25 protein-coding genes and 1 pseudogene are annotated in these 24,672 nt (G+C 61.9%); 6 read left to right on the forward strand and 20 right to left on the reverse strand.

What is annotated here, in order from left to right; translation table 11 throughout:
* The 5 genes from FHX06_RS00395 to FHX06_RS00415 form a co-directional block, all read right to left on the reverse strand.
* Nucleotides 1–336: a hypothetical protein gene (locus FHX06_RS00395; protein ID WP_018115818.1), complete on the reverse strand. Its 336-nt coding sequence runs from the start codon at nt 334–336 to the stop codon at nt 1–3.
* 154 nt (nt 337–490) lie between these two features.
* Complete coding sequence (locus FHX06_RS00400) at nt 491–1,432, reverse strand: HlyD family secretion protein (protein ID WP_112972557.1); 942 nt, start codon at nt 1,430–1,432, stop codon at nt 491–493.
* Nucleotides 1,429–1,674, reverse strand: a complete 246-nt coding sequence (locus FHX06_RS00405) for a DUF3302 domain-containing protein (protein WP_183877634.1) — start codon at nt 1,672–1,674, stop codon at nt 1,429–1,431. The genes FHX06_RS00400 and FHX06_RS00405 overlap by 4 nt, the downstream gene beginning before the upstream one ends.
* 33 nt (nt 1,675–1,707) lie before the next feature.
* Nucleotides 1,708–1,974: a DUF982 domain-containing protein gene (locus FHX06_RS00410; protein ID WP_113203843.1), complete on the reverse strand. Its 267-nt coding sequence runs from the start codon at nt 1,972–1,974 to the stop codon at nt 1,708–1,710.
* 5 nt (nt 1,975–1,979) lie between these two features.
* Nucleotides 1,980–2,264, reverse strand: coding sequence for a GlsB/YeaQ/YmgE family stress response membrane protein (locus tag FHX06_RS00415; protein WP_018115814.1), 285 nt, complete (start codon nt 2,262–2,264; stop codon nt 1,980–1,982).
* Between the two features lie 1,209 nt (nt 2,265–3,473).
* On the opposite strand from FHX06_RS00415, the gene FHX06_RS00420 reads away from it, so the two are divergent.
* Together FHX06_RS00420 and FHX06_RS00425 are read left to right on the forward strand one after the other, a co-directional pair.
* Nucleotides 3,474–5,411 carry an adenylate/guanylate cyclase domain-containing protein gene (locus FHX06_RS00420; protein ID WP_183877635.1) on the forward strand — a complete coding sequence of 646 codons (1,938 nt, stop codon included), beginning with the start codon at nt 3,474–3,476 and terminating at the stop codon, nt 5,409–5,411.
* Between the two features lie 147 nt (nt 5,412–5,558).
* Nucleotides 5,559–6,356: an HNH endonuclease gene (locus tag FHX06_RS00425; RefSeq protein ID WP_113209038.1), complete on the forward strand. Its 798-nt coding sequence runs from the start codon at nt 5,559–5,561 to the stop codon at nt 6,354–6,356.
* Nucleotides 6,357–6,423: 67 nt separating this feature from the next.
* Here the strand turns inward: FHX06_RS00425 and FHX06_RS00430 are convergent, their stop codons facing one another.
* From FHX06_RS00430 to FHX06_RS00480, 11 genes are all read right to left on the reverse strand, one after another.
* Nucleotides 6,424–7,332 carry an RDD family protein gene (locus FHX06_RS00430; protein WP_113209037.1) on the reverse strand — a complete coding sequence of 303 codons (909 nt, stop codon included), beginning with the start codon at nt 7,330–7,332 and terminating at the stop codon, nt 6,424–6,426.
* Nucleotides 7,329–8,408, reverse strand: coding sequence for a stage II sporulation protein M (locus FHX06_RS00435; protein WP_113015312.1), 1,080 nt, complete (start codon nt 8,406–8,408; stop codon nt 7,329–7,331). The genes FHX06_RS00430 and FHX06_RS00435 overlap by 4 nt, the downstream gene beginning before the upstream one ends.
* Entirely contained in the window at nt 8,405–9,712 is a 1,308-nt protein-coding gene (locus FHX06_RS00440; RefSeq protein ID WP_183877636.1) for a DUF58 domain-containing protein, read from the reverse strand. Before FHX06_RS00440 ends, FHX06_RS00435 begins: the two co-directional genes overlap by 4 nt.
* Nucleotides 9,713–10,669, reverse strand: coding sequence for an AAA family ATPase (locus FHX06_RS00445; RefSeq protein ID WP_018115807.1), 957 nt, complete (start codon nt 10,667–10,669; stop codon nt 9,713–9,715).
* Nucleotides 10,656–11,930, reverse strand: coding sequence for a DUF4350 domain-containing protein (locus FHX06_RS00450; protein ID WP_183877637.1), 1,275 nt, complete (start codon nt 11,928–11,930; stop codon nt 10,656–10,658). Before FHX06_RS00450 ends, FHX06_RS00445 begins: the two co-directional genes overlap by 14 nt.
* Nucleotides 11,923–12,645, reverse strand: a complete 723-nt coding sequence (locus FHX06_RS00455) for a hypothetical protein (protein ID WP_183877638.1) — start codon at nt 12,643–12,645, stop codon at nt 11,923–11,925. The genes FHX06_RS00450 and FHX06_RS00455 overlap by 8 nt, the downstream gene beginning before the upstream one ends.
* A gap of 26 nt (nt 12,646–12,671) precedes the next feature.
* A complete protein-coding gene (locus tag FHX06_RS00460) occupies nt 12,672–13,118 on the reverse strand; it encodes a DUF805 domain-containing protein (protein ID WP_018115804.1) in 447 nt (148 codons plus the stop codon).
* Between the two features lie 21 nt (nt 13,119–13,139).
* Entirely contained in the window at nt 13,140–13,586 is a 447-nt protein-coding gene (locus FHX06_RS00465; RefSeq protein WP_018115803.1) for a DUF805 domain-containing protein, read from the reverse strand.
* 243 nt (nt 13,587–13,829) lie between these two features.
* Nucleotides 13,830–14,273: a DUF805 domain-containing protein gene (locus FHX06_RS00470; RefSeq protein WP_029616564.1), complete on the reverse strand. Its 444-nt coding sequence runs from the start codon at nt 14,271–14,273 to the stop codon at nt 13,830–13,832.
* 306 nt (nt 14,274–14,579) lie between these two features.
* Entirely contained in the window at nt 14,580–15,026 is a 447-nt protein-coding gene (locus FHX06_RS00475; RefSeq protein ID WP_113015307.1) for a DUF805 domain-containing protein, read from the reverse strand.
* A gap of 411 nt (nt 15,027–15,437) precedes the next feature.
* The gene (locus FHX06_RS00480; RefSeq protein ID WP_183877639.1) at nt 15,438–16,844 is read right to left on the reverse strand and encodes an adenylate/guanylate cyclase domain-containing protein; all 1,407 of its coding nucleotides are present in this window, start codon (nt 16,842–16,844) and stop codon (nt 15,438–15,440) included.
* 239 nt (nt 16,845–17,083) lie between these two features.
* Here FHX06_RS00480 and FHX06_RS00485 point away from each other — a divergent pair, with 239 nt between their 5' ends.
* A complete protein-coding gene (locus tag FHX06_RS00485; protein WP_183877640.1) occupies nt 17,084–17,590 on the forward strand; it encodes a hypothetical protein in 507 nt (168 codons plus the stop codon).
* Nucleotides 17,591–17,630: 40 nt separating this feature from the next.
* On the opposite strand, the gene FHX06_RS00490 is transcribed toward FHX06_RS00485, so the two are convergent.
* The 3 genes from FHX06_RS00490 to FHX06_RS00500 all read right to left on the reverse strand — a co-directional run bounded on the left by FHX06_RS00490 (nt 17,631) and on the right by FHX06_RS00500 (nt 19,506).
* On the reverse strand, nt 17,631–18,077 hold the full coding sequence (locus FHX06_RS00490) for a DUF4952 domain-containing protein (RefSeq protein WP_183877641.1): 447 nt from the start codon (nt 18,075–18,077) through the stop codon (nt 17,631–17,633).
* 76 nt (nt 18,078–18,153) lie between these two features.
* Nucleotides 18,154–18,672 (reverse strand): cytochrome P460 family protein, encoded by a 519-nt coding sequence (locus FHX06_RS00495; protein WP_018115796.1) that lies wholly within the window; start codon nt 18,670–18,672, stop codon nt 18,154–18,156.
* Nucleotides 18,673–18,831: 159 nt separating this feature from the next.
* Nucleotides 18,832–19,506, reverse strand: a complete 675-nt coding sequence (locus FHX06_RS00500) for a VIT1/CCC1 transporter family protein (RefSeq protein ID WP_183877642.1) — start codon at nt 19,504–19,506, stop codon at nt 18,832–18,834.
* A 650-nt stretch (nt 19,507–20,156) separates the two neighbouring features.
* On the opposite strand from FHX06_RS00500, the gene FHX06_RS00505 reads away from it, so the two are divergent.
* Nucleotides 20,157–21,482 carry a DUF2254 domain-containing protein gene (locus FHX06_RS00505; RefSeq protein ID WP_018115792.1) on the forward strand — a complete coding sequence of 442 codons (1,326 nt, stop codon included), beginning with the start codon at nt 20,157–20,159 and terminating at the stop codon, nt 21,480–21,482.
* Nucleotides 21,483–21,565: 83 nt separating this feature from the next.
* On the opposite strand, the gene FHX06_RS00510 is transcribed toward FHX06_RS00505, so the two are convergent.
* Complete coding sequence (locus FHX06_RS00510) at nt 21,566–22,009, reverse strand: SRPBCC family protein (protein ID WP_018115791.1); 444 nt, start codon at nt 22,007–22,009, stop codon at nt 21,566–21,568.
* A gap of 201 nt (nt 22,010–22,210) precedes the next feature.
* Here FHX06_RS00510 and FHX06_RS00515 point away from each other — a divergent pair, with 201 nt between their 5' ends.
* Nucleotides 22,211–23,215, forward strand: coding sequence for a LacI family DNA-binding transcriptional regulator (locus FHX06_RS00515; protein WP_183877643.1), 1,005 nt, complete (start codon nt 22,211–22,213; stop codon nt 23,213–23,215).
* A gap of 62 nt (nt 23,216–23,277) precedes the next feature.
* Nucleotides 23,278–24,638: pseudogene (locus FHX06_RS00520) on the forward strand (ABC transporter substrate-binding protein).
* The last annotated feature ends 34 nt before the right edge of the window (nt 24,639–24,672 follow it).

Raw genomic sequence — 24,672 nt, forward strand, 5'->3', positions numbered from 1 at the left:
CTACAACTTACACCCCTTCGAAAGCGCCGCACTCTCCATCGCCGAAACCTTGCCCTTCGACACCGCGACCTCGCCTTCCTTGTCCCCGCCGGCAACACTGCCGATCGGCACGCCCACCAGAAACACCCCGAAAGCATCGCCATTGGCGGCCGAGATCTGCTGCTTCGACAGGTCGTCGAGCTTCTTCTTTTCCGTCGTGTGGAGCTGGGCGATCTGCGGGCAGCCGAGATTGGTATAGGCCTGCATCGGGATGTCGGCCTGGACGATGGCGTCAGGTCTTTTCGCGCAAGCGGCGAGTGTCGCGGCAAGAGCCACGGCGAGAATGAGTTTTTTCATGATGTAACCCCAGTTAGCGGCCGATTTCTAGCATCGCCGCCCGTGTGGCGCGAGTAACTGGGAGGAACAACCACAGGAGAATTATCTGACGCCGCCGGCGGCTTTTCGGCCACCGGCCCTGCCTTTCAGGTGCACCCGCCCCTCGGAGAGGCCCTCAAAGTGGATTGATGTAATTCATGATCGCCACCTGCCGCAGCACCACCCGGCGGATGATGTGGGTCGCCTTCACATGGTCGGTGAAGATTGCCGCCGTGCCGGTGGCGCCGGCCGGCAGGCTGGCGGCGAAGGCCTGGTCGTCGAGGCGCACGCGCACGACGAGCGGCGCGGTCAGGATCGCCGATGGGGCGATGGCGCTGCCGGATGTCTGGGTCTGGCCGCTGGCGACGGCCTGGATGACCGTTTCCACCTTACCGGTGAAGATGCGGCCGGGCGCGAACTTGAAGGTGATTTCCACGGCCTGGCCGGGCTCGATATAGCGGGCATTGATCTGGGCGATCTCCACCCCGATAAGCGTATCCGACGTATCGATGAAGGCCATGACGGGCGCAAGCGGCAGGCTGGAGACGCGGGCACCCGAACGCAGCGCCAGATTGGTGACATAGCCATCGGCCGGCGCGCGCACCACCGTCTTGTCGAGATCCCATTGGGCGCCGGCGATTTCGGCGGTCAGCTGCTCCACCTCCGCCTGCCGCTGCTCGACATCATAGGCGCGCCCCGCCCCCGTCGTCTGCAGACGCGTGGTTTCTTCCAGCCGCTGCCGGTTGAGGCCGAGCTGCGCCTTCAGCGCATCGAGCTTGGCCTGATAGGGCTGCGGATCGATCTTGAACAGGGTGTCGCCGGCCTTCAGGGCCACGTTCGCCTTGACCGGCACATCGGTCACCTCGCCCGCGACATTGGGCACGATCGCCACCGAATTGCGCACCACGAGCGCATTGCCCTGCGGCGCGCCCCAACCCATGGGAATGAACAGGCCGACGAGCAGAAACAGGAAGACCAGGATGGGCGAGATCTTCCAGAACAGGTTGAACCTGACGATATGCAGCTTCACCAGCAGGAAGAGGATCACGAGATAGGTGTTGAGCAGGACGACGATCATGGCGCCTGCTCCGGCGCCGCCTTGCGGGGAATATCGACATAGGCCCAGATGAGAACGAGCGGCCAGAGCGCAAAGCCGAGAAAGAGCGTCACCCAGCCGCCGACGGTGACCGCCTCCTTCCAGGGATGGTCGCGGCGCCTGGCGATCATGCCGGGTAGCATCGCCATAAAGACGACGACGAAGACCGTGCTGGCGATCAGCACGATCAGCACGATCCAGGCGAAGATATCGATGCCACTCATCCCTCACTCCGTTGACGATACCAGACGGCATTTTTACCAGGACAAACCGGCTTCCCGGACGGCGTCCTCGAAAGCGATCCTCGCCAGGTAGCTGGGCGACCAGCTTTTCAAGACATCGCCGCAAGTGGCGACGGCATGGCGATAGGCCGCTTCGCGCACCGGCCACCCGTCTGCCAGGCGGGCCAGCGCCTGCCTTGCCGAACTCACGAACTCGAAGCCGTCGTGCTCGGCACTGCGAACGAGCACGCATACGTTCCACGGACCGGGACTGAGATCATCGCCTCCACCATCCTTGGCCATGGCGCTCACCAGTCGTTCGGCGGGCGCGGCTTGCGCAGGCGCACGCGCATCCACCGCACCGGCGCCAGCAGCAGGCACGCCCCGACGAAACCGAGCGCCAGGAATTCCACCCAGCCGCCATAATGAAAGCCGAGCCCCTCGAACATCGCATTGAGCAGGACGGCGCCGGCCACGCCCGCCACGACATCGACAATCAGATGGGCATGCGCATGCATGAACTTGTTTGCCATCCACCCGGCCATGCCGCCGATCAGGATGGCGCTACCCCAGTCGACCGGTCCTTCGTTCATCGGTCTTCTCCATCGGCGTTCGCCCGGACGATAGCGCGGTCGCATGCCGTGGGAAGTACGTAACGGTAAATGCGGGGCCTCATTTACGTTGCAATCGAGTATTGCGAACATCCGGCGGCCGCCGGCGCACGGTCGTGACGAGCCGTAATCGGCGGGCAGAAGGCGCCGGCTCGCTGCCGGAAGAGCCGCTTCATCTACCCCCTGCAACGGAATGATGAGGGGCGGCCGGCGGGCATGCGCGGGCCGGTTTCGGCCTAACCCTTTTGGATGAATTGCGAATCGTCCGAACCTCGACGAAAGTAGCTAGGCGGCGGTAGTAGGATTACTTGGACCGAAACCGATGCGGGGGGCTTGCCGAGTATCGAGTGGAAGCCCTTCAATTGTTGATGCCTGCGCCGTGCAGAGCGCGGGTGAATGATCAATGGCCGCTTCCGCCTGAAGCGGCCATTATCGTATCGGCAGGCCTTGAGGCATGCTCCGGCCCGTCCGCCGCCTGCATCGCGCAGCCATCCAGAATCGCAAGTGAGGGTCATGATCGGAGACGCGCGGCCGCCGGGCGGGGCCGTGGTATCGCGAGGAAATGAGACAGGGAAAGGCTGAAATCTGCTGTGAATTTGAAGCCAGTTATAGGGCCCGCCACGCCATACGTTCGCGAGCCTCTATACCTGCTCAGTCCGCCAAAACGCGTTTAGCGCGCGAAATAACCATGAATAAAGGCCGAAGTCGCGTGAAAAGTGTGTGACACGGCCGACCGGGCAATATCCTGTTCGGCACGCGCCAATTTTCGCAGATCTCCGCGCGCCGTCATCCGATCGCCGCCCTGCGCCCGCCGCTCGATACCGCCTGCAGCGCCTCCCCGTGATGGCTGTTCTTCTCCGCATCCTGCACCGCTGCGACCCGCGACGGACCGGAAGAGGAAGCCCTCGGGCGCGCCGGGTAACTGAGGTCGCGCCCGCCCTTCCCGCTCTTGCTGGACGATCGCCGGAGGGATCGCCTGATGGCATGAAGGCGAGGCGTCAGCGCCCGCTCGCCCTCGGTCTGGATGCAACCAAGGGGAGTACTCCTATCGGTGCCTTGTGTAACCCGTCAAAAAGCGGTTAGCTGCGGCGGTTGGGTACGCTCATTCCGCATGGTCGAGTGCGCCCGCATGTCGAGGCCCGGCATGTGGCGGCCCCGCATTTCGAGGCCCCGCATTTTGAGGGAAGTTCCGTGGGCTGGTCCAAACCCTTAAGGCTGCATCTCGGCGTCCTGGTCGTCGCATCGCTGCTCTGCACGTCGATGCCGATCATCTGGCTGGCCTTCAGCCGCGGAAGCGAGGCCGCCGTCAGCGCCGGCGTGCAGCAGATGCGCGGCATGAGCCTGCGGCTGATCGAGGGATACCGCAATACGCTGGAGGGCGGCATGGAAGCGGCGGCGCTCGCCTCCACCCTGCCCCAGCTCGCCTCGCCGCCGCCTCAGGATATCAAGGCAAAGCAGGACTTCTTTCTGGAGGTTCTGCGCAACGTCCCCAATGCGACCAGCGTCTATACCGGCTATCCTGACGGCTCCTACCTGCAGGTCATCAACACCGCAAGGCAGGATACCCGCCGCACGCTTGCAGCCCCCGACGGGACGGCTTTCGCGATCCGCACCATCGCCGGGCGGCAAAGCGCCGATGTCGTCTCGACGCTGCAGTTTCTCGACGGCGAGACAAGGCCTGTCGGCGAGCGGAAGGTGGACTACGCCTCCTTCGATCCGCGCCAGCGCCCCTGGTATCAATCCGTCGTCCAGGATGGCATGCCGGTCTCCGTCGGGCCCTATGTTGCGGGAACGCTGGGTGTCCCGACGCTGACGATCGCAGCGCCCATGCGCGACGATGCCAAGGTGGTGGTCGGCATCAACATCCACCTGGAGACCATCAGCCGGCTGCTCGACGCGCGCGGGATCTCGCCGCGTGCGCGCGCCTATATCATCGATGCCGGCGATGATCTCATCGCCCATTCCAACCCCGATATCATGAGCAGGATCATCGCCATCTGGTCGCGAACGTCAGGCACGCTCGACGCCACGGCCAACGGCTTCGAGACGAGCATCGAGACCGTGGCGAGGCTGAGGCGCGATCCGGCCTTTGCCAATGGCGGCCTGGCACGCATCGAGCTCGACGGCGAAAGCCATCTCGTGCAGATCGCCCCCGTCAGCGTCTCCGGCCTGTTCAAGGGCAGCACGGCGGTGATCATCGTGCCGATGGAGGATCTGGTGGCCGAGGCCAACCGGCTGCTCCTGCACAATCTGCTGATCGCCGCGGGCTTGGTGCTTGCTGGTGTCGCAGCTTCGGTGCTGTTGTCGCGCATGGTCAGCCGCTCCCTCTATCGGCTGGCCGACGAGGCCCGCAGGATCGGCGATCTCGATGTCGGCGAGAAAGCCGTCTCGCACTCCTTGATTACCGAGATCAACACGCTGGCGACAGCCCTTGCCGCCAGTCGCCACGCCATCAGCCAGTTTGCACTCTATGTGCCGCGCGAGGTGGTCCGACGCATCGTCAGCCCCGGCGGCCGGGCCGTCGTCAAGGCCACGCGCCAGGATGTGACCGTGCTCTTCACCGATATCAGGGATTTCACCGCCATATCGGAGCAGCACTCGCCCGAAGACGTGGTCGATACGCTGTCAGCCTATTTCGAGCTTCTGAACACCATCGCCGAGCGCCATGGCGGCACGGTGGTGCAATATCTCGGCGACTCCATCTTCGTCATGTGGAATGCGCCTGTCGAAGATCCGGCGCACGCCGAACACGGCTGCCGCTGCGCCCTCGCCATGCGCGCCGCGATCGATGGCCTGAACGACGAGAACGCCAGAAACGGCCGCCCCGAACTCATCACCCGCTTCGGCCTCCACACCGGCCCCGCCGTCGTCGGCAGCTTCGGCGCCGCCTCGCGCCAGCAGTACACGGCCATGGGCGACACGATCAACGTCGCCTCGCGGCTGGAAGGCCTGAACAAGGAATTCGGCACCTCGATCCTGACGAGCGCGGCGATCCACGACGCGGTCGGAAACCGATTCGGCTTCCGCCCGCTGGGGCTGGTGCAGGTGAAGGGGCGCGCGGAGAAGGTGGACCTGTGGGAGCTTGTCGGGGAGAGTGGCGGCGACGGCAATTCCAGCCAAGGTGCATAGCGGCAGCGCAAGAACACGGGCGTTTCCGGGGAGCCGAAATCATGCAATCCTGTTGAAAAGCTTCACCCAACGTACCGAATCTGTTCCGATTTCAAAATTGACGCTGAGTAGAACGGATCAGTAAATACGATCCTACGAGGAGTGTCCATGCTGAGATCAGTGTCGTTGGAAGCAAAGCGGTACCCTTCGTTGGGTAGATGCATATTTTGTGAAACCTCCACCAAGCCTCTCACCGACGAGCACATAGTTCCCCGGGCGTTATCAGGAACAGGCGAGGTGATTTTCGAGGGTGCGTCCTGCAATGACTGTAATAACCACGCCAACAGGACCTATGAACAGAGGGCCTGGGAGAATGATTTTGTTGGGGTTCGCCATATCTTGGAGCTAAAGCAGAACAAGCGGCGGCGCGGAAATACCAGGCGAATGCCGAAGGTGTCTTTTAATCAGACCTCTGGTGACCAGCTGCCCGTGAACGCGTTCACCGATACGCTTCCTGCCAAAAACTATCCGCCGATCTACCAATATGCAGTGCACGAACCAGCCGGAAGGCTGGTTGGGATTGATAAGCGAGAAGGTGCCGATTCGTTTCGACTAGGTCTTGTTCATCTTGGCTTGCGGAACTTCACCCCAGCTCATGTAACGACGAGAATGCCGCTAATCATGGGGCTGAGTGAGATGGTGGTGGCTAAGATGGCCTATTGCTACGCGATTGCGGAGCGAGGATTTAATGAATTTGATACAACTGATCTGCTCGACCTATTGATGGGGCGCCGCAGTGATGTCTTCAATTTCGTTGGGCGGCCGCTTTATGATGAGCATCTTGCAATGCTCAGGCTGCATAAGTTTTATTTTCGCAAGCGCGGAGAGCTCAACACGGTAATCGTCCATCTCTTTGCTTCGTTTGGCGGTCCGAAGCATGAGGTCGTTATTGGCGCAGACCGGTAAAGCCCGATCTTCCTCATCGCTTGACCGGAATAAATAGCCACCTTCGACGTGGCCCGCGAACCCCGCCTCAGACAAGCTTCTTCGCCTCTGCCTTCGTATGCTCATGATACTTGTTCTCCCGCGCCTTTCCGAACAGCTTCAGGCTCTCCAGATGCTCGCGCTGGGCGCGGTAGAAATCGTTGAGGAACAGCATCTCCTGGCCGGGCTTCACGGGATCCTCATAGCGGATCCTTCTCGTAATCGTGCGCACGATCTTGATGATCTCTTCGGTGTTCGGCTTCTTCGTCGTGTCGCGCAGCACATCCTCCAGCGTCTGCAGCTCGTATTTGCCGTAGATATCGAGATGCTCGGGCAGGAATTCGAACGCCGGCTGCGACGAAGCCTTGGCAGGAGATGACAGAGCGAGGTCTGACAGCAGCACGGAGCGCGGATTGTCGACCACCAGCGTGCCGGCGATCATGTCGCCGATACGTTGCCGGCGGCGGTTGGCGAGCGGAACGATCACCACCACCAGGAGCCAGGCGGCCGTCAATCCACCTTCCAGCCCCGACTGTTCGCCGATGGTGCCTAGAAGGCCCATCGGAGCGAAGATCTCCACCTCTTTCATCAGGTTGCGCGCGGTCACCTGATGCGGCGTCAGGCGTCTGCCATCGACGTTGATGACGCGGATGCCGGTTATCCGCTTTCCGAGCGTGCGCCCGTTCCAGATCAGCTCCGAGAGCACGTAATAGGGTGTCCGCAGCAGAAAGCCCATCAGGGTGATCAGGACCGTCATGGCGCTAAAGGGCAAGACCCCCGTGAAGATGACGGCAAGCGCGATAATGATGAAAAGCAGGGTCGTGAAGATGATATCGAGGATCTGCGCGCCCAAACGCGCTCCGATCGAGGCGATCGCGAAACTGATCGGCACGCCCTCCGGCGGAATGAACTGCATGACGCGCTTGCCGTCAGTCATCGTCTGGTCCGGCTGCTTCATCTGGCGGCCCCATGCTTGGCCTTGCCTTCGCGCCCTGCAAGCGAGAGCCATGCGACCCAGAAGACACCCATGCCCCAGCCGATGCCGATCCGCCAGACCGGCTCCTGCACCAGCTGGCGCAGGAAGCCTTCGATAAACGCTGCCACGACCAGCATCAGGGCCGCGAGGATTGCGAGCTTGACGGCATCATGCCCCTGGTGGCGCAGAGCCTCTTTGCGGGTTCTCGCCCCCGGAAGAAGGACGGCGAGCCCGAGCCCCGCTCCGCCGGCGCAGGCAATCGAGATCGCCGCAAGCTCGGTGACGCCGTGGATGGAAAGCCAGGCGAAGGCATCGTAGCCGAGCCCTTTCTGCCGGAACATCGCGAAGAAGGCGCCGAGCATCAGGCCATTGTAGAAGGTCAGAATGAAGCTCGGCACCGATGCGAAGACGCCGAGCGCGAAGATCATTACGGCGATCCCCGTATTGTGGGAAAAGAGATAGGCCGAAAAGGCTGCGAGCCCGTCGCTCTCATGCCGTTCATTGCCGTAGATCGTCGAGCGCAGGTAATCGGCCGACGCATCCGGCGTGCGCAGATCGGCGAGCTCCGACGGCACGAACGTATAGAACCAGCTCGGATCGCTGCTGCAGAGCCTGTATCCGGCAAGAGCGCCGAGAACGAGCGCCAGGAAGCCGATGAAGAGAGGCAGGGCCGAGCGGCGCACCGCCTGCGGAATGCCCTTCAGCAGCAGGCGGGAGATCAGCCCGCCGAGGCTTTCCTGCGGCGCATAGACGACGAGATAGGCGCGCGCGCAGAGGCTTTCGAGATAGGCGACCAGCGCCCGATCGAGCGAAATATCGCGCGCGACGCTGAGCGAATTCATCGCCTGCCGGTAGCCGGCCGCAAGGTCGCGCACCTCGTTATAGCTGAGTGCAGCAGCCCCACCCTCCTCCGCCCGGCTCACCAGCTGGTCCAGCTGGCGCCAGTGCGCCTCGCGTTCCAGCCGGAAGCGGGCCGAGCGCAGGAGATCGTTCTGCACTCCGCCGGCATGGAGCGTCGCGCCACTATCCATCCTGGGGTCGATGCGCAGATCCGTCATATCATCTCGCGGGATTTGATTTCGATGTAGCGGGCAATGAGATCCGATGTCAGCGCCTCGGGCGTGCTGTCGAGGCAGAGCACGCCGAGACGCGAAAGCTTCTCCATCACGGCCCGCCGCTCCTGCACGATCTGCCGTGCCGCGACAGAGCGGGCGATGGCATCGAGCGTCGTCTCCTCCGGCTCCACCAGCTCTGCCAGGACAGGATCGCGCAAGGCGACGTAAACGATGAAATGGTGCCGCGCGAGCACCTGCATATTCTCGATCATCAACTCCGCCGTGATGCTGTCCACGAAATCGGAGAATATCACGATCAGCGAGCGCCGCTTGAGACGGCCGGAAAGATGCGTCAGCCCCAGCGTATGGTTGGTCTCCTGGGTTTCGTAGGCGAGATCGGCGCAGATCGTCTGCAGACGTGGAAACGCCGCACGCCCCGGCAAGGCAGGCTGGAAGAGGCGCGGACGGCTGTCGAAACTGTAGAAGCCGACGAGATCGCCCGCGAGCCCTCCCGCCCAGCACATGGCGAGCGCCGCATTGATGGCGCGGTCGAGCTTGGTGAAGCCGCCGACCTGCTCGGCCATCAGCCGCCCGGAATCGACGCAGAGAATGATCTGGTGGTTTCGCTCCGCCCGCATCTCGCGCACCACGAGATTGCGCATGCGCGCCGAGCGCTTCCAGTCGATGCTGCGCGGATCCATGCCGGCGGCAAATTCCCGCAGCTGATGGAATTCCGATCCCTCGCCGCGCAGCCGCAAATCCTTCTGGCCGGCTTCCAGCGGCAGGATCTGCGTCTTGACCGCGCCCGACAGCACCGGCGAGATATCGGGAATGACGGCGATCTGGCGCCCCACCGGCAGCCGCACGATCCTGTCGATCAGCCTGAGGCGCGACGGCCATTTCAGCCAGAGTTCACGCACCGAAAACTGCCCGCGCCGCGTCAGCTGCAGATCGAAGGATGCCTTCACCGGCCCGGTTTCGGCGCGCTCCATGCGCCTCTCGCCGATGACGAGCTCCGGCGCGGCATCAAGCCTGAGATCGATCCCCTCGGGCAGCTTGCCCTTCTGCCTGTCGATGACAACAGTGAAAGGAACCGCGTGGCCGACAAAACCCTGCGGCGGCAGATCGACATCAACAGCCATCCGGCCAGACAGCGCCGACAAGACGAGATCGCCCGCCGTGACGACCGCCAGCGCAACCCAGAGGAAGACCAGCGGCATGCTCATGTCGCGCCACCACACGCTGACGATAACCGTCAGCGCCGCCGTGGCAAGAACAAGCGCGATCAGGTGCGAGGACGGCCGCATTTACCGGGGCGCATCCACGCGGTTCCGGAGGCTGCGCAGCACATCGTCAGGCGTGCGCCCGTCGATCTCTGCCGAAGGCGACAGCACGATGCGGTGGCGCAAGGCCGGTGTCAGCAGCGCCTGCACATCGTCAGGCAGGCCGTAGTCCCGACCCTCGAAGGCAGCCCGCACGCGCACGGCGGCAGCAAGCGCATCGGCGGCACGGGTCGATGCGCCATAGAGGATATCGGCATCGGAGCGCGTGGCGCGCACGAGGTCGACGATATAGGTGAGGATCGACTTGTCGAGATGGATCGCATCGATCAGCGCCCGGCCGGCGGCAAGCGCCTCGCTCGTCACCAGCGGCCGGATGCCGGCTTTGCCTATATCTGATTTCAGCGCCTGATCGGCATGGCGCGACAGGATCGAGATCTCCGTCTCACGGTCGGGGAAGTCGACGACCAGCTTGAACAGGAAACGGTCGAGCTGCGCCTCCGGCAGCGGATATGTGCCCTGCTGCTCGATCGGGTTCTGCGTGGCGAGCACGAAGAAGTCAGGCCCGAGCTGATAATCGACGCCATCGAGCGTCACCATCCGCTCGTTCATCGCCTGCAGCAGCGCCGATTGCGTCTTTGGCGGCGCGCGGTTGATTTCGTCGGCGAGAAGGATGTCGGTAAAGACCGGTCCCTTGGTGAGATGGAACTGGTTGGTCTGGAAGTTGAAGAGATTGACGCCGAGCACATCGCCCGGCATCAGGTCCGGCGTGAACTGGATGCGCCGATAATCGAGCGCCATGGCAGCCGAAACCGAGCGGGCAAGCAGGGTCTTTGCCGTGCCCGGAGGTCCCTCGACGAGGCAGTGCCCGCCCGAGAATATCGAGATCAGCACGAGATCGATGATCGCATCCTGTCCCTGCACCACCTTGCCGATCTCGCCCCTGACAGCGGCGATGAGATTGCGAAATTCACCCAGATCCAAAGTCGACGCTCCCTAGCGATTTCCTGAATGTTTCAAGATTGCGGTGCAGATCCGCTGATTTCATCAAATGCCCGCGGTCAATCAGCGCCTGAGCCGACGAATGCAGCGCCTGCGCCGCCGCGTGATCGCGGCGCGCCAGACGTTTGAACAGCCGATCTATGCCTGCCTCGTTTCCGGCTCCGGGGCCGAAGAGCAACTGCGCCTTGTCCGCAAGCAGATGGAGCACGAACTGCGACACCATCCGCCCGTCATTGCCCGACAGGCGAAGCAACCTGGCGGTTGCTTCGATCGCCGCAGATTTCGACAGTTCTATATTTCCCGAGGAATCCTTGAGCGGCGGTCCGAAACGCCAGAACCCGCGCCAGAAGCAGATTGCCACGACAACGAACAGGGTTCCCCAGATGGCGGAGAGCGGATAGGCGAAGAAGCGCTTGAGATCGGAGCCGGAACGCTCATAGCTGCGCCCTTCGTCCACCGGTTTCTTGTCATCAAGCGGCGCGCCAGTCGTGTCGATATAGACCGGCCGCGCCTCGCCGACGCCACGCAGATACTCGAAGAGGGCCACGGCAAAGCTGGCATTGTCAGCGAGCGCCAGCCCGTGATTGGTCACGAGATCGGGGTCGGACAGCAAATAGACGTCGGGATTGTCATCGCAGCGAACGAGCAGCGCGCCCGACGGCATGCCGACGATCTCCTTGCAATCGTCCGACAGGCTTTCCCGATCGAAGGTCTGCGCCTGATACAGGGCGATCTTCATCTGCTGGAACTGTTTCAGGCCGACCTGCGCCTCCTCGAATTCAGGCGCGTTGCGCGAGAGATGCTTGCTGGAAAGCTCGACCCTGTTGAGCCTCTCCTGTATGGCGGGCAGAGCCAGCAGGTCCGACTGGCCTGCAATGCCATCCCTCAACACGCTGCCGCGCCATTTCGGCATGACGATCAGCGTCGGCAGACCGTGGTTGACCGCTTCGTAGGCCCAGTCTTCCGGAGACACATCGCCCGTTTTCTCTTCTCCCGCGGGTGCGGCGGTCTCGATCTCCGATATCGGCAGGAAAAGCATGCGCACGGAGATTTCCGCCCGCGCCCTCACGAAATGCGGATCGGAGCGAATAACCGGAATGCCCTTGGCTTCCAGCCAGACCTGCAGCCCGCGGCTGCCGAGCGGCGAATGATCGAAATCATTGTCCCGCGGCATCCCGAACAGCGCCAGCGCCGCAAGCCCGACCAGAACCAGCAGGATGAGAACGGGCGCGGCACTACGCATGGCTGAGCCTGCCTACCGACAGCAAAGCGCGCGCCGAGTCGAGAAGCGTATCGAAATGCCCTTCCTGCAATGTGCGGCCGCCATAATGCACGAGCTCCGCCTCGGCCAGCAGATGTTCCAGCCGCTCGCGGTCGGGCATGGTTGCCGGCAGGCGGGCAAAAACCGCCCGCTCCGTATCCGAGCGGAAAAGCCGTGTCCCCGTCGCGTCAGCCGCGTGCAGCAGGCAGTGCCGGAGCAGCAGCACCAGGGCCTGCCGGCGATCGGCCATGGCGGCAATCCGCGACAGGAAATCATTCGGCCTTTCCTCGACCGCAGCGTCCGATGTGCGCCAGCTCTCCGGCGCCTCCCCCTGCCGCTTCTTCACGTCACGCGGCGCAGATGAGAGCAGCACCCCGCCATTGCCGAAAAACATTGCAAGGCCGATGATGACGACAAGGGCGACCAGCACCAGTACGACTGCCAGCGAACCGCCGACGGCTGGCTCCTGCGAAGAAAACGAGCGGTTGTCACGCGATAGCGCCGCATCCGGCACGCGCTTCGACTTTTCGACACCATCATGGCGATAGGTGAGCTTGCAGCGCACGCCATTCAGCGCGCATTGCGCGGCATATTCGCTGCCGACGATACTGAGAGGCCGGTCCGCCTGCTGACCGCTGCTGTCCTGCGCCAGCGCAGGATAAAACTGGGCCGAGGCGGCCAGCGATAGCGCCAGCAACAGGCCAATATGACGGAGGATGCGGCTCAGGTGAAAACCTCCGCCCGTGGTTCCGCAATCAGCGAATTCGGCCCGTATTTGTTCGGACCTTCCGTGCCCGGAAGCAAGCAGATCACGATCACCGCAGGTCCGGCAAGGATCGCCAAACCCGGAATGGCACAGAGAAGAACCAGCGTGCCATATCGGGAGCTCGAAATACCGCAATCCTGGAAACGTCGCGCGTGAAGGGCCGTTTGCGGCGACAAGGTCGCCAATAGGAACAGGATCAGGATGGTCATCATGACTTCTGCGATCTGCGAAAGTCCGTCAGGACCATCCGTCGCCTCGCTGACCGTAACAAGCAGCGGGACATACGCAGCCAGCAGCGCCCAGTAGAGCAGTTGGAACCACCAATATTCCGAACGGGAGGCGCGACCGGAGAAGATCGCGTACTTCTTCGACAGAACCGTTCGGACAGATTCAGCAAACCCCATTTGAAATGCCCACTCCCAGCCCTAGGCGAAAACCTCGGCCCTGCCCTCCGGGCGCAGCGGATCCTGCCCGTATTTGTTCGGACCTTCCGTACCCCTGAGCGCCGAAACGATAAGAATTCCTATGCCCGCACCGCGACCGATATAGGGAACAAAGCTCAGAATGACTGCCACAAAATACCACCAACCGGACATGTTGCGATCATGGAAGCGGCGAACATGAAGGGCTGCCTGCGGCAAGAACATTGCAAGTATGAACAGTCCAATCACGACAATAATAAACGTAGTCGATGACGAATATCCGTCAGGCCGGCGCGTCGCGTCGGTGACCACACCGAACAGCACAAAAAGGGCAAGCAAAAGCCCCCAGAAAAACAGCTGAAACCACCAATATTCTGAACGGCCGGCGCGACCGGAAAAGGTCAGATATTTCCTCCTCAGAACCGTCCGGACAGATTCAGCAAACCCCATCGAAATGCCCCATTTCCGCTTACCCCAAGCGCCCCCACGTCAACCCATCCCACTGGAATGGCAGTCGTTTCGGATAAAAAGTGCTACAATTCAAACGTGGGGATTGCAACAACACAGTTGTATCGCCTCGCATTTCAAAGAAATAACGATCTTGCGTTGTTTTTCTGCATCGCAGTATCGCTCGAGACCAATTTGCCGGGAACGCAGCTCTCGGCAAGTCGATATTGCGGGTAAACCAATGCCCTAGGCAAAAACCTCCGCCCTTACCTCAGGACGCAGCGGATCCGGCCCGAACTTGTTCGGACCTTCCGTGCCCCTAAGCACGGTAATGACGAAGCCCGCGAGGCCAGCGACAACATTGAGGTAGGGAATGAAGTTTGCGATAAAAATCGCGAGATACCACCAGCCCGAGATGTTGCGATCATGGAAGCGGCGAACCGTGAGGGACATCTGCGGCAACATCATTGCGAGCACAAACAAGCCGGCGATGACCCCAATGGCAATGAGCAGTGACGACGGTCCATCCTGACCATTGGAACCGGCGGCCAAAGCAGCAAAAATTCCAAGCCCGACCAGCACCAACCCGTAGAACAGCTGAAACCACCAGCACTCCGAGCGGGAGGCCCGACCGGAGAAGGTCGCATATTTTTGCGTCAGAACCGTCCGAACAGCTTCGGTAAACCCCATAAAATGCCCCCATTTCTGCTTGTTGCTAGCGTGGTGACCTCTCACCATCGCCTTGGAATGACAGTTGTTTCGAATGAGAAACAGCTACGATTCAAACGCAGAAATTGCAATAAATCAGTCGTATCCGTCACTATTCAAAAATGAAAACGCTTTTGCGTTCAATTTCTTCACACAGCTGGAATTAGGCCGTCGATTCCATCGGAAGCGGGCCGCCGCGCCGATTGCCCTGCCCTCCTGCGAAAGGCAAAACAGAGTCAAGGTGGCAATAGCGCAGCCAGCAAACCCAACATTCCCGATGGCGATGCCTTAGGCGAAAACCTCGGCTCTCACTTCCGGACGCAGCGGATCCGGGCCGAACTTGTTCGCGCCGACAGTGCCCGGAAGCACGCTGATCACGAAAATGGCGATGCTCGCAATCAAACCGACATAGGGAACCAGCCCCAGGATCACCAGCGCGAGGTACCACCAGCCGGAAATGTTGCGATCATGGAAACGGCGAACCTGAACGGCCAATGCCGGCAGAATAGTTGCAAGCACAAACAGTCCGGCGATGACCATGACACCAATGGCGAGCGACGAAAATCCGTTCTCACCACCGGCAGCGGCCGCGATCCCAATGCCCACGATCCCAAAGGCGAACAGCGCCAAGCAATAAAATAGATAATACCACCAATATTCAGACCGGGAGGCCCGGCCGGAGAAGGTTGCATATTTTTCTCTCAGAACTGTGCGAACAGCTTCAGTAAACCCCATTTGAAATGCCCCCATTTCTGCTTGCCGCGAGCGCGGTGACGACTCACCATCGCCTTGAAACGATAGTCGTTTCGTAGGACAAAGTGCTACAATTCAAACGCAGAAATTGCAATAAGTCAGTTGTAGCTCTCCGCGATGTGAGAAAAGCAACGATTTTGCGTTGAGTTTTTTCATCTCCAGGGCCGACGATGCCTTGAAGGCAATGGCGAAGTACAACCGGAATTCTTTCAACGACGTGCCCGCCGTTGCCGATATGGTATTCTCGGCCACCACCGGCTGACGTTAGGGATATTGCCGCAGCCAGGTTTCTTTCGGGGAACTATCCGGAGGCGCTGTCGCTTCTGGAAAAAATGGCCGAGCCCGGACCTCGCCCTTTCAAGCCGCCACGTCGAAGACGCCGACGGCCGATCCTCACGACAGCGCGAATATCCTCACCTCGCGCGCGATGCCCTGCAGCTCCTCCATGCGGGAGGCAGAGGTGATGCCGCTGTCGCGCAGCATTTCCGAGACCTGCTCGTTGCCGACCACCGCCTCCGTCGTCAGGATCACCTGCGGTTCGGCAAGGCCCTGCACGCGCGAGGCGATATTGACGGTCTGGCCGAAATAGTCCTGCCGGTCGTTCATGCTGACGGCAAGGCATGGTCCCTCGTGGATGCCGATCTTCAGGAGCAGATCCTCGCTGCCGCGCTCGGCATTCAGCCGCATCATCGCCTCGCGCATCCTGAGCGCTGCCGCCACCGCGCGGTCCGGGCTCGGGAAGGTCGCCATCACCGCATCGCCGATGGTCTTGACCACCGCCCCGGCCTCGGTGGCGACGATCTCGTGCAGGACACGGAAATGGGTGCGCACCAGGTCGAAAGCGGCGAGATCGCCCACCCGCTCGTAGAGAGCGGTGGAGCCGCGCAGGTCGGTGAAAAGGAAGGTCAGGCTGGTGATCTTCAGGCGCTGGTCCACATCGAGCGTGTCGGTGCGGTAGATGTCGCGAAAACTCTGGTTGGTCAGCAGGCGCTTGGCCGTCAGGAAGGGCCGCCTGCGGCCGAGAATGTCGTGCATCTCGTCTGCCGCGATACAGACATTCGGCAGCACGCGGCGATCGGTGTGATTTTCCAGCGTCAGGCGCAGCACGCCGGGATGCATGACGAGCGTATCCTGCTGCGCATGGCCGTGGCTGAGGACCATCGAGAGGTTCTGTCGTTCGCTGGTCGGCTCGCCCTTCACATCGATAAACTGCGCCGAATGCGTCACCGCATCGAAGATGATGATGAATTCCGCCGGCAGCTGCAGCGAGACGAAGGCCTTCTCGCCGGGATCGAGCTCGATCATTTCGAGGAGGATCCGCGCAAACCTTTCCTCGAGATCGTCAGGCAGGTCGACACCGGAGGAGAAGAAGATCTGCCGGTAATATTCGAAGGGCGGCAACCGGTCCGGGTCGTGGCCGGCAATCCGGCGCACGCGCGGACTGACGGTGAAGGTGACCTCGACCATCTCGTCGAGCGTCGGCTCGTATCCGGCCGCACACAGCGCGCAATGATAGGCCTCCCGGTCGACGGCCTTCAGGGTGGCGCCGGTATCGAGCACGCCGCCGCATCCCGGGCAGAGAACATTCCAGGTCATCTCGAAGGCGCCGATGCGGGCCGCGTGCAGAAAGGCCGCGATCGACCTTTCTTCCTCGAGATCGTGTGCCTTGGCGAAGGCCAGCGCATTGATGCGGTTGAGGTCGCGATCGGCGCCGTGCCGGACGATATTCTCGATGCACTCGACCGCCTGCGGATCGGCCGCCTGTCTCAGGGCCGAAAAGAGAACGTCCACTTCGCTCATCGCACAGGTCTCCGTGCACGCAACGCCACGGCTGATGATGCCGTATCAGGCTGAAATTATATCACGGAACGTGCTGATAGAAATCGGTATGGCAGGATGCCGCGCAATACCCGATCGAATGCCGGATTTTTTCGAAACCATGTGCCGTCCGGCTCTCGAAATCCGTGACATCGGGCTGTCGCCCGTCACAATCTCCCGCTAGAAGGTCAGGCCCGGATCGGGCAAGGGAGACCAGAAAGTTGCAGCAGCGAAAGTCACTGAAGATTGCAGCCGTCCTGACGGCCGTCGCATCCCTGTGGTGCACATCCCCTCTGCAGGCGCAGGACCCGGCTGGCGACCGGGCCTGGTCGAAGGATCCGGCCAGCCATTGCGAATTCGTCTCTCCCGTGTCCCTGACGGCAGGCCCGACATATTGGACCGGCGCATGCCCCGGAAATAAGGCGTCCGGCCCGGGGATGCTGCGTCGCCGCGACGGCGATCGCGCCGGGCCCGCCTTTTATGGGGATATGCAGGCCGGCCTGCCCGTCATCGGCGTGATCGACGACGAAGGCTACCGCGTCGGCAAGTTTAAGGATGGCGATATCGGGGGCGATGCGGAACTGGATCCTCAGGTCAGGCTCGACGCGTTTCGCGCAGCCGCAAAGGCCGCCCGTGACGTAGCCGGCCTCTACGCCAGACAGGGCAATGCCGCCTCGTCCCGCCACTATGAAAGCGTGGCGAAACAGCTGGACGAGCAGATCGAATGAAGGCCCGGCGCCTCGGCTCTGCGGATTGAGATCCGCCTCGTCACATATCCTCGGTAAACGTCTCGACCGTGATCTCGAAGACGACGATCTGCGGCCACCCGCTGCGGCTGGACACCATGGTCTCCTCCGAAACCATCGAGATCAGGAAGTCGCGGCCGATTGAATCACGGTACTGGCTGGCGGGCGAATCCCACAGGCAGCAGGAGCGCTTGAGGCGGTTCAAACCCACGGCCTTGATGAGATAGGCCTCGGTTGCAGCCGCAAACCGGCCGGATACGCGGTATGTCGCCTCAAGCGGCTTGCCCTGCCGATCCGGCGCATAGTTGCAGCCGGCGAATTCGACATGAGCAGGCTTCTTCCTGATCTGCGCCAGGAAATCGCCGCAACCCTGCGCCGTCACCGACCTGGGCGCGGACGCCGCCATCAGCGGTGGCTGAAGGATATTGCTGAGCGACCATGTGGCAAGAAGACAAGCGGCAAACTTCATGACCAGCCCCGTCCGGACACCCGATGCCGGCATCGAGCCTTATAGCGGACAATCGGGTCGGGGACAGATAGGCCGGTCAGGGCGCGTAGCGGCTGAACACGAAGTCGCGGTCCTTGACGACCGAGTGACAGGTAAAACATGCTTCGGGCATTGCTTTTGCGGAGGGCTTGCCGTCGTCGAACTCGACATATCCCCAGCCGCCTGTCGAAGCATATTTCTTCGCGTCCTTGACCATGAACTGCACGCCGTTCTTGGGCAACCCGGCAACGAATGACTGGGCAGCGCCAAAGGCCGCCTCGCTCTCTTCCAGCGGGTGATAATCCCAGGCCAGGCGCCCGATGATGGTGCCGTCGGGATAGGTGGCGGCCCCCTCCCGGAAGGCTTTGATCGCGATATCATTGCCGAGGATGGCCCTGATATCGTTGAGCTTGCCTTCCTCATGCGCCACGGTGATCAGCGGCCAGTCGCGGTAGCCGGCAGGCAGCTCCGACAGGGCCGGCGCACGTCCCTCATCGGCCCCGGATGCGGCGGCATTGTAACCGACGAGGCCGGTAACCAGACCAACGGCCAGTGACACCACGATAATCTGCTTCATTGAATGCTCTCCTGCGATCAAATGCGGAGCAACATTCGCAGATATTGCCGCGGCCGAAATCATACCTTGATATGGTAGAACAGTCCCGCTGCAAGTCTAAGGGCGCTGCTGACAGGCGTGAGTGCCGCGCCGGTTCCGCCGCTGAAGCGGCGTATTTCCTCAGCCACCCAGGGCGACCGCGATTGCAACCAGGAACAATCCGAGGCAGGTCATGGTGATGCCCGCATAAAACGGACGGCCGCCCGAAAACCGGGCCCACGCATAGCCGGTCACGAACAGCAGTGCGATCAGAAGGAAGTTGCTCGCTCTCAGGGCGCGGTTGGCATCGTCGATCAGAAAGAACGGGACGACCGCAGGGAGGGCGGTGGCCGAGACCAGTATAAAGATCGCAATTGCCGCCGACAGATCGTCTCTCGTCAGCGGCACCCCCACCGGCTCGGCACGGGTTGTGAGCGCCAGCAGCGACCGATAGAGCGCCTCCGCGTCGGCAGGCTTTGCGGAGAGCGGCGTGCCTTCGATCGGAAACTCCTTCGCGAGCACCGCGAGTGCGGCGCCTTCGTCCCTCGCCGTCTTGACCTGCCGGAACAGGCGCAGACGCCTGCTCCTGAAAAACGTCGTTCCGAGCGTGAACAGGACGGCGTCGATAATGCCCCAGGCGAGATTGCATCCGATTGTCGCAACGACGAGGTCGCGCACGACCAGTCCTTCCTCACGCAGGACGAGCCTCGAACCGATCGTCCAGGTCAGCGCCATGATCAGCCCGAAAAGCACCTCGCCGAGCGCATCGCCGGGATCGAGATTTTCGAAGATGGAAAAGATCCCCGTAGGCTTCATGGAATGGCTCCGGGCAGGTCGCAGCCCGGGAACTATGATCGAAGTGGCGGATCTCTTCATTGCGTTGAATCAAGGCCGAGACAACGAGCGCCTGGAAAGCGGGGTTCGGCATTGCGTCGGGAACTGGCGCGCGCCCCCGTCCCGTGTGCGTGTCCTACAGTAATATACGTAGCCGTTGAGCCATTTCATGCATAATGGCAGGGTCGATCCCGGTCGGTTGGCCGCCATCGAAGATCGGGCGAAATCCTGAAGCGCGGTCCTCCGCGGATGATCTTATCGCTACTTGTTCTGACGCGGGATCACCCGTGCGTGCGCCTACCCAAGACATGGACCTTCCGATGGGGATCGGAAGCATGTCGAGAGGAGTGAGGCAATGATGCGCGGCAGGGCGCAATACGAAACAGGCCTGCCGCGTGGCCAATGACCAGAGCAATGCCGCCTGCAGACAGGACAAGCGCCAGACCAGGCAGAGCGGCCGCAAGACTGTGCGCGACCTGAAATACTGAGATCTGGCCCTTCGGGCACAGCAGCTGGAGCGGCCGGAAACTCGCAGTCCCGCCCTTCAGGCGCACTGAGATCATACCGCGCCGATCCGCAGCGAGGACGGCGCGGCATTTGCCGGGCGGGGGCCCGGGCACTGGGGGAAAATCATGGGCTGGAACCGGCTCTATAGCTTGAAGAGCTACATCAAGTCATCGCTATGGCTGGTGCCATTCATTGCCCTGCTCCTCTATATCATGGCAATCCGCGTTGCCTCTCTGCTGGAGCCCTGGCTCGTCTCGATCGAAGCATGGCCATGGGGCATAGAAGGCACCCAGAGGCTGCTCGAAACGATCGTCACGATGACGCTCACCTTCGTCGTCTTCACCTTCGGCTCGCTGCTGGTGGCGATCCAGATCGCAGGTGGCCAGCTGACGCCGAGGATCATCGCGACGACCCTGCTGAGCGACAACGCCATTCGCTTCACCGTCGGGCTTTTCACATTCACCCTGCTCTTTGCAACCGGTGCGCTGATGCGGCTGGAAGCCGCCATCCCGCAGGCCATCGTGGAGATCGCCGGCCTTCTCGGTTTTCTGTCCATCGCCGCCTTCCTCTATCTGATCGACTATGCCGCCCGCCTTCTGCGGCCGGTGAGCATCATGCTGCGCGTGAGCGAGCAGGGCCGCGCGGTGATCGAGGATGTCTACCCTGCAATGGCGAAAGCCGAGGCCGACGCCGCCCCTACTTACCTGCGCCCCGGCAACGAGCCGGACAGAGTCATCCTCTACCGGGGGCGGCCCGCCATCATCGTCGCCGTCAACAAGGATGCGCTGCTGGCGCAGGCCGAGAAGACACGCTCCGTCGTCGAGCTGGTTCCGCGCATCGGCGATTTCGTCGCCTCCGGCGAACCCCTCTTCCGGCTCTACGGCATCCTGTCGCCGGACGAAGGCAAGCTGAGATCGTTGATTGCCTTCGGGCCGGAACGGACCCTTGAACACGACGCGACATTCGCCTTCCGGATCATCGCCGACATCGCGATCAAGGCGCTTTCGAAAGCGATCAACGATCCAACGACGGCCGTGCTCGCGATCGATCAGCTGCAGCGCCTGCTCTGCTTTGCCGGCAAGCGCGATCTGGGCAAGGAAGCGATTTTCAACTCGGCCGGCGAATTGCGGCTTATCTGCAGGACCCCGGACTGGGAGGATTTCGTGAAGCTCACCTTCAGCGAGATCAGGCTCTACGGCGCCGAGAACTTTCAGATCGCCCGCCGCCTGCGTGCCGTGCTGGAATATGGGCTGCAGGTGCTGCCCGAATTCCGCCGGCCTGCTCTCGAAATGGAAATGGCTCTGCTCGATCGGCGGCTCGCCCAGATCTACGACTTTCCGGAGGATCTGGAACTTGCCAAAATGCCGGACACGCAGGGCCTCGGCGGTTCGAAATCCCTTCCCCCGAAAGCGCAGCCTGCAACCGGCTCGGTCACCCCTTTTCGTCAATAGCGATCGACGCTGTTGCGACTGTGCCGATCCGGACGGCGGGTTCGGGATCTCCGCCGGTCCGGCCTTCCCTCGGGTTTTCGCGCTTACTGCTGGATATCGGGCTCGACCAGGCGTGCGAGATTGCGCAACGACTCCTGCCAGCCGAGATAGCAGGCTTCCGGCGGGATGAGATCCGGAATGCCGGCCTGCACCACATTGAGTTCAGTGCCGACCGAAACCTTCGTCAGGGTCACGGTCACGTCCATTTCACCGGGCAGGTTGGCATCGTCGAACTTGTCGGTGTAGCGGATCCGCTGGCCGGGAACGAGCTCCAGATATTCGCCGCCGAAGGAATGGCTGTGGCCGGTCGTGAAGTTGCGGAACGACATCCTGTGCGTTCCGCCGACGACGGGCTCCAGATGATGGACCGTGCAGGTAAAGCCGTTTGGCGGGAGCCATTTGGCCACGGCATCGGCTTCCAGGAATGCGCGATAGACCTTGTCCGGCGTGGTCGCAAGGACGCGGTGAAGTTTGATTGTGCTCGGCATGATGATCCTCCTTTGGATTGAACTTTGGCAATGCCTCTAGGACGGCCCTCGTCCTCCCGATCCGACATTGCGACTGATTTTTTTGTTTCCGCTCCTTCGCCGATCATAGGGCAACCGTTCAAAAACACGACGGTAAAAAAAGCTGTTTTGATTTTTGCAAATCGATTTGCAAATCGATTTTTTGTGTGTTTTGATGCGCTCATGAGCACGATAGGCAAGGTCGCAGAACGAGCAGGAGTATCGCGGACGACAGTCTCGCATGTGCTCAATCATGCCGATCGCGTCTCCCAGGCGCTGCGCGAAAAAGTGCTCGCGGCGGTCGAAGAGCTCGGCTATGTGCCGAACCCGCAGGCCCAGAGCCTGCGCACCGGCAAGACCAATCTGGTCGCCATGCTGATCCCCGATATCCGCAACCCCTTCTATCCCGAGCTCGTCAAGACGGCGCAGTCGGAGATGGAGGCAGCCGGCCTCGACATGCTGATCTTCAATACCGACGTGCCGGGCGGCCATTCGCAGGAGCACGGGCGCGAATATCTGCGCCAGATCCGCAACCGCCGCATTGACGGCCTGATCGTCGGCGACTTCGCCCTGCACGGCATGCACGACGCTCTCTTGGGCATCGACCTGCCGACGGTCTTCATCGGCGACCTGCCGAACCAGGCCGTCGACAGCCTGAAGATCGATGATTTCGGCGGCGGCCGGCTGATGGGGCAATATCTGGCCTCCAAGGGACATAAGCGCATTGCCCATGTCACCGGCCCCTCCTTCTTTGCCGAAGCGATGGCGCGGGCGGCAGGCTTCGAACAGGGCCTGCGCGATGGCGGCGTCGAGCCCGATCCTGCCCTGCGCTTCGAGGGCAGCTATCTCGGTCCGTCGGGCCAGGCCTCCGTCGAGTGGCTGTTGGAGCACCACAAGGGCGCCCTGCCCTCGGTCGTCTTCTTCGCCAACTTCCTGATGGCCTCCGGCGCGCTTGCCGAGTTCTACGATCGCGGCATCAGGATACCGCAGGATATGGCGGTCTCCGTCTTCGGCGACCAGACGCAGCTCGAATATGTGCGCCCTCGCCTGACCCGCGTCGGCCGCCCGCCTGCAGCCCTTGCCGAGCGTGCCACCGCCATGCTGCTCGAGCGCATGTCAGGACGCTATGACGGACCGCCGCGCTCGGAAATCATTTCCTGCAGCCTTCAGCCTTTCGATACCGCATGAACAAAAACCGCCTGCTTGCCGGAAGAGGAGCCGGCCTGCAGGTCCATCAACGGGAGGAAGACATGACCGATATCAAGACGCCTGCAAAGGGCATTTCCCGCCGGCAGCTGATCCGCAAGGGTGCGCTGTTCACCGGTGCCGGGCTTGCCGCCGGCCTGACCGGCTTTCCCTATATCAACCGGATGGCGGTGCGCGCTCAAGGCACGCCACTGAAATTCTGGCAGTTCTATGCGCCGGGCGGCCAGGTGGCCAGCCAGGTCGACTGGTTCACCCAGATGATCACCGCCTGGAACGACAGCCACGAGCAGAAGGTGGAGCTCGAATACGTTCCGAACGCCGAATATATCAACGGCCCCAAGCTCGCCACCTCCTTCGCCTCCAATGAAGGCCCGGATATCTTCCTGATCTCGCCCGGCGATTTCCTGCGCTACTACAATGGCGGCGTGCTGCAGGACCTGACGCCGCATATCGATGACGCCACCAAGGCGGATTTCCCCGAAAGCGTCATCGCCAACCGCATGGTGGACGGCAAGATCTACGGCGTGCCGATGGAAGTCGAGCCGATGGCCATGTATTACTCGGTCAAGGCTTTCGAGGAAGCCGGTCTCAACGAGAACGATGTGCCCAAGACCTGGGACGAGCTGCTCGAAGTCGCCAAGAAGCTGACGACGCCGAACCGCTACGGCGTGCTCTTCGAGACCACGCCCGGCTATTACCAGAACTTCACCTGGTACCCGTTCCTCTGGCAGGGCGGCGGCGAATTCCAGACGAAGGATGGCAAGAGCGCCTTCGATTCACCGGCAACCGTACAGGCGCTGAAATTCTGGCAGGATGCCGTCAACAGCGGTGCCGCGCCCCGCCAGGTGCTCGGCAATGGCGCCAACGATACGGTTGCCAATCTTGCCGCCGGCTATTGCGCCATCCAGAATGTCGGCATCTGGGGCATTTCGCAGCTCGCCGGCAATGCCAAGGATTTCGAATACGGCGTCTTCAGGCTGCCGACACCGACCAACGGCAAATATGTGACCGTCGGCGGCGGCTGGGCCTTCGTTGCCAATGCCAAGGGCAAGAGCCCGGATGCGGCTGCCGAATTCTGTGCCTGGGCGCTCGCCTCCATGGACAAGGGTTCCGTGCAGCGTGTCGCCGACTGGTGCACCAAGGCGAAATCCGACATGCCGCCGCGCAACAGCGCGCTGAAGGCCGGCGGCGATGCCTTCACTGCGGCAATATCGGCACCTTCGCTAAAGATATTCACCCCGGGACAAGGGCTGAACCGCGGGTGCCGCCGGAAGTCTACAAGATCATCTCCGACGCCATCCAGCAGACCCAGCTTGGCGGCGCCGATCCGCAACAGACGGCGACCGCAGCTTCCCAGCAGCTCGACGCGTTCCTCGCTTCCTATAGCGGCGCGCCGATCCTCTAGCTGAGAAGCGGGCCGCACGCGAACCTCGCGTGCG

Source organism: Rhizobium sp. BK512, assembly GCF_014194915.1.
In the GTDB taxonomy this organism is placed as follows: domain Bacteria; phylum Pseudomonadota; class Alphaproteobacteria; order Rhizobiales; family Rhizobiaceae; genus Rhizobium.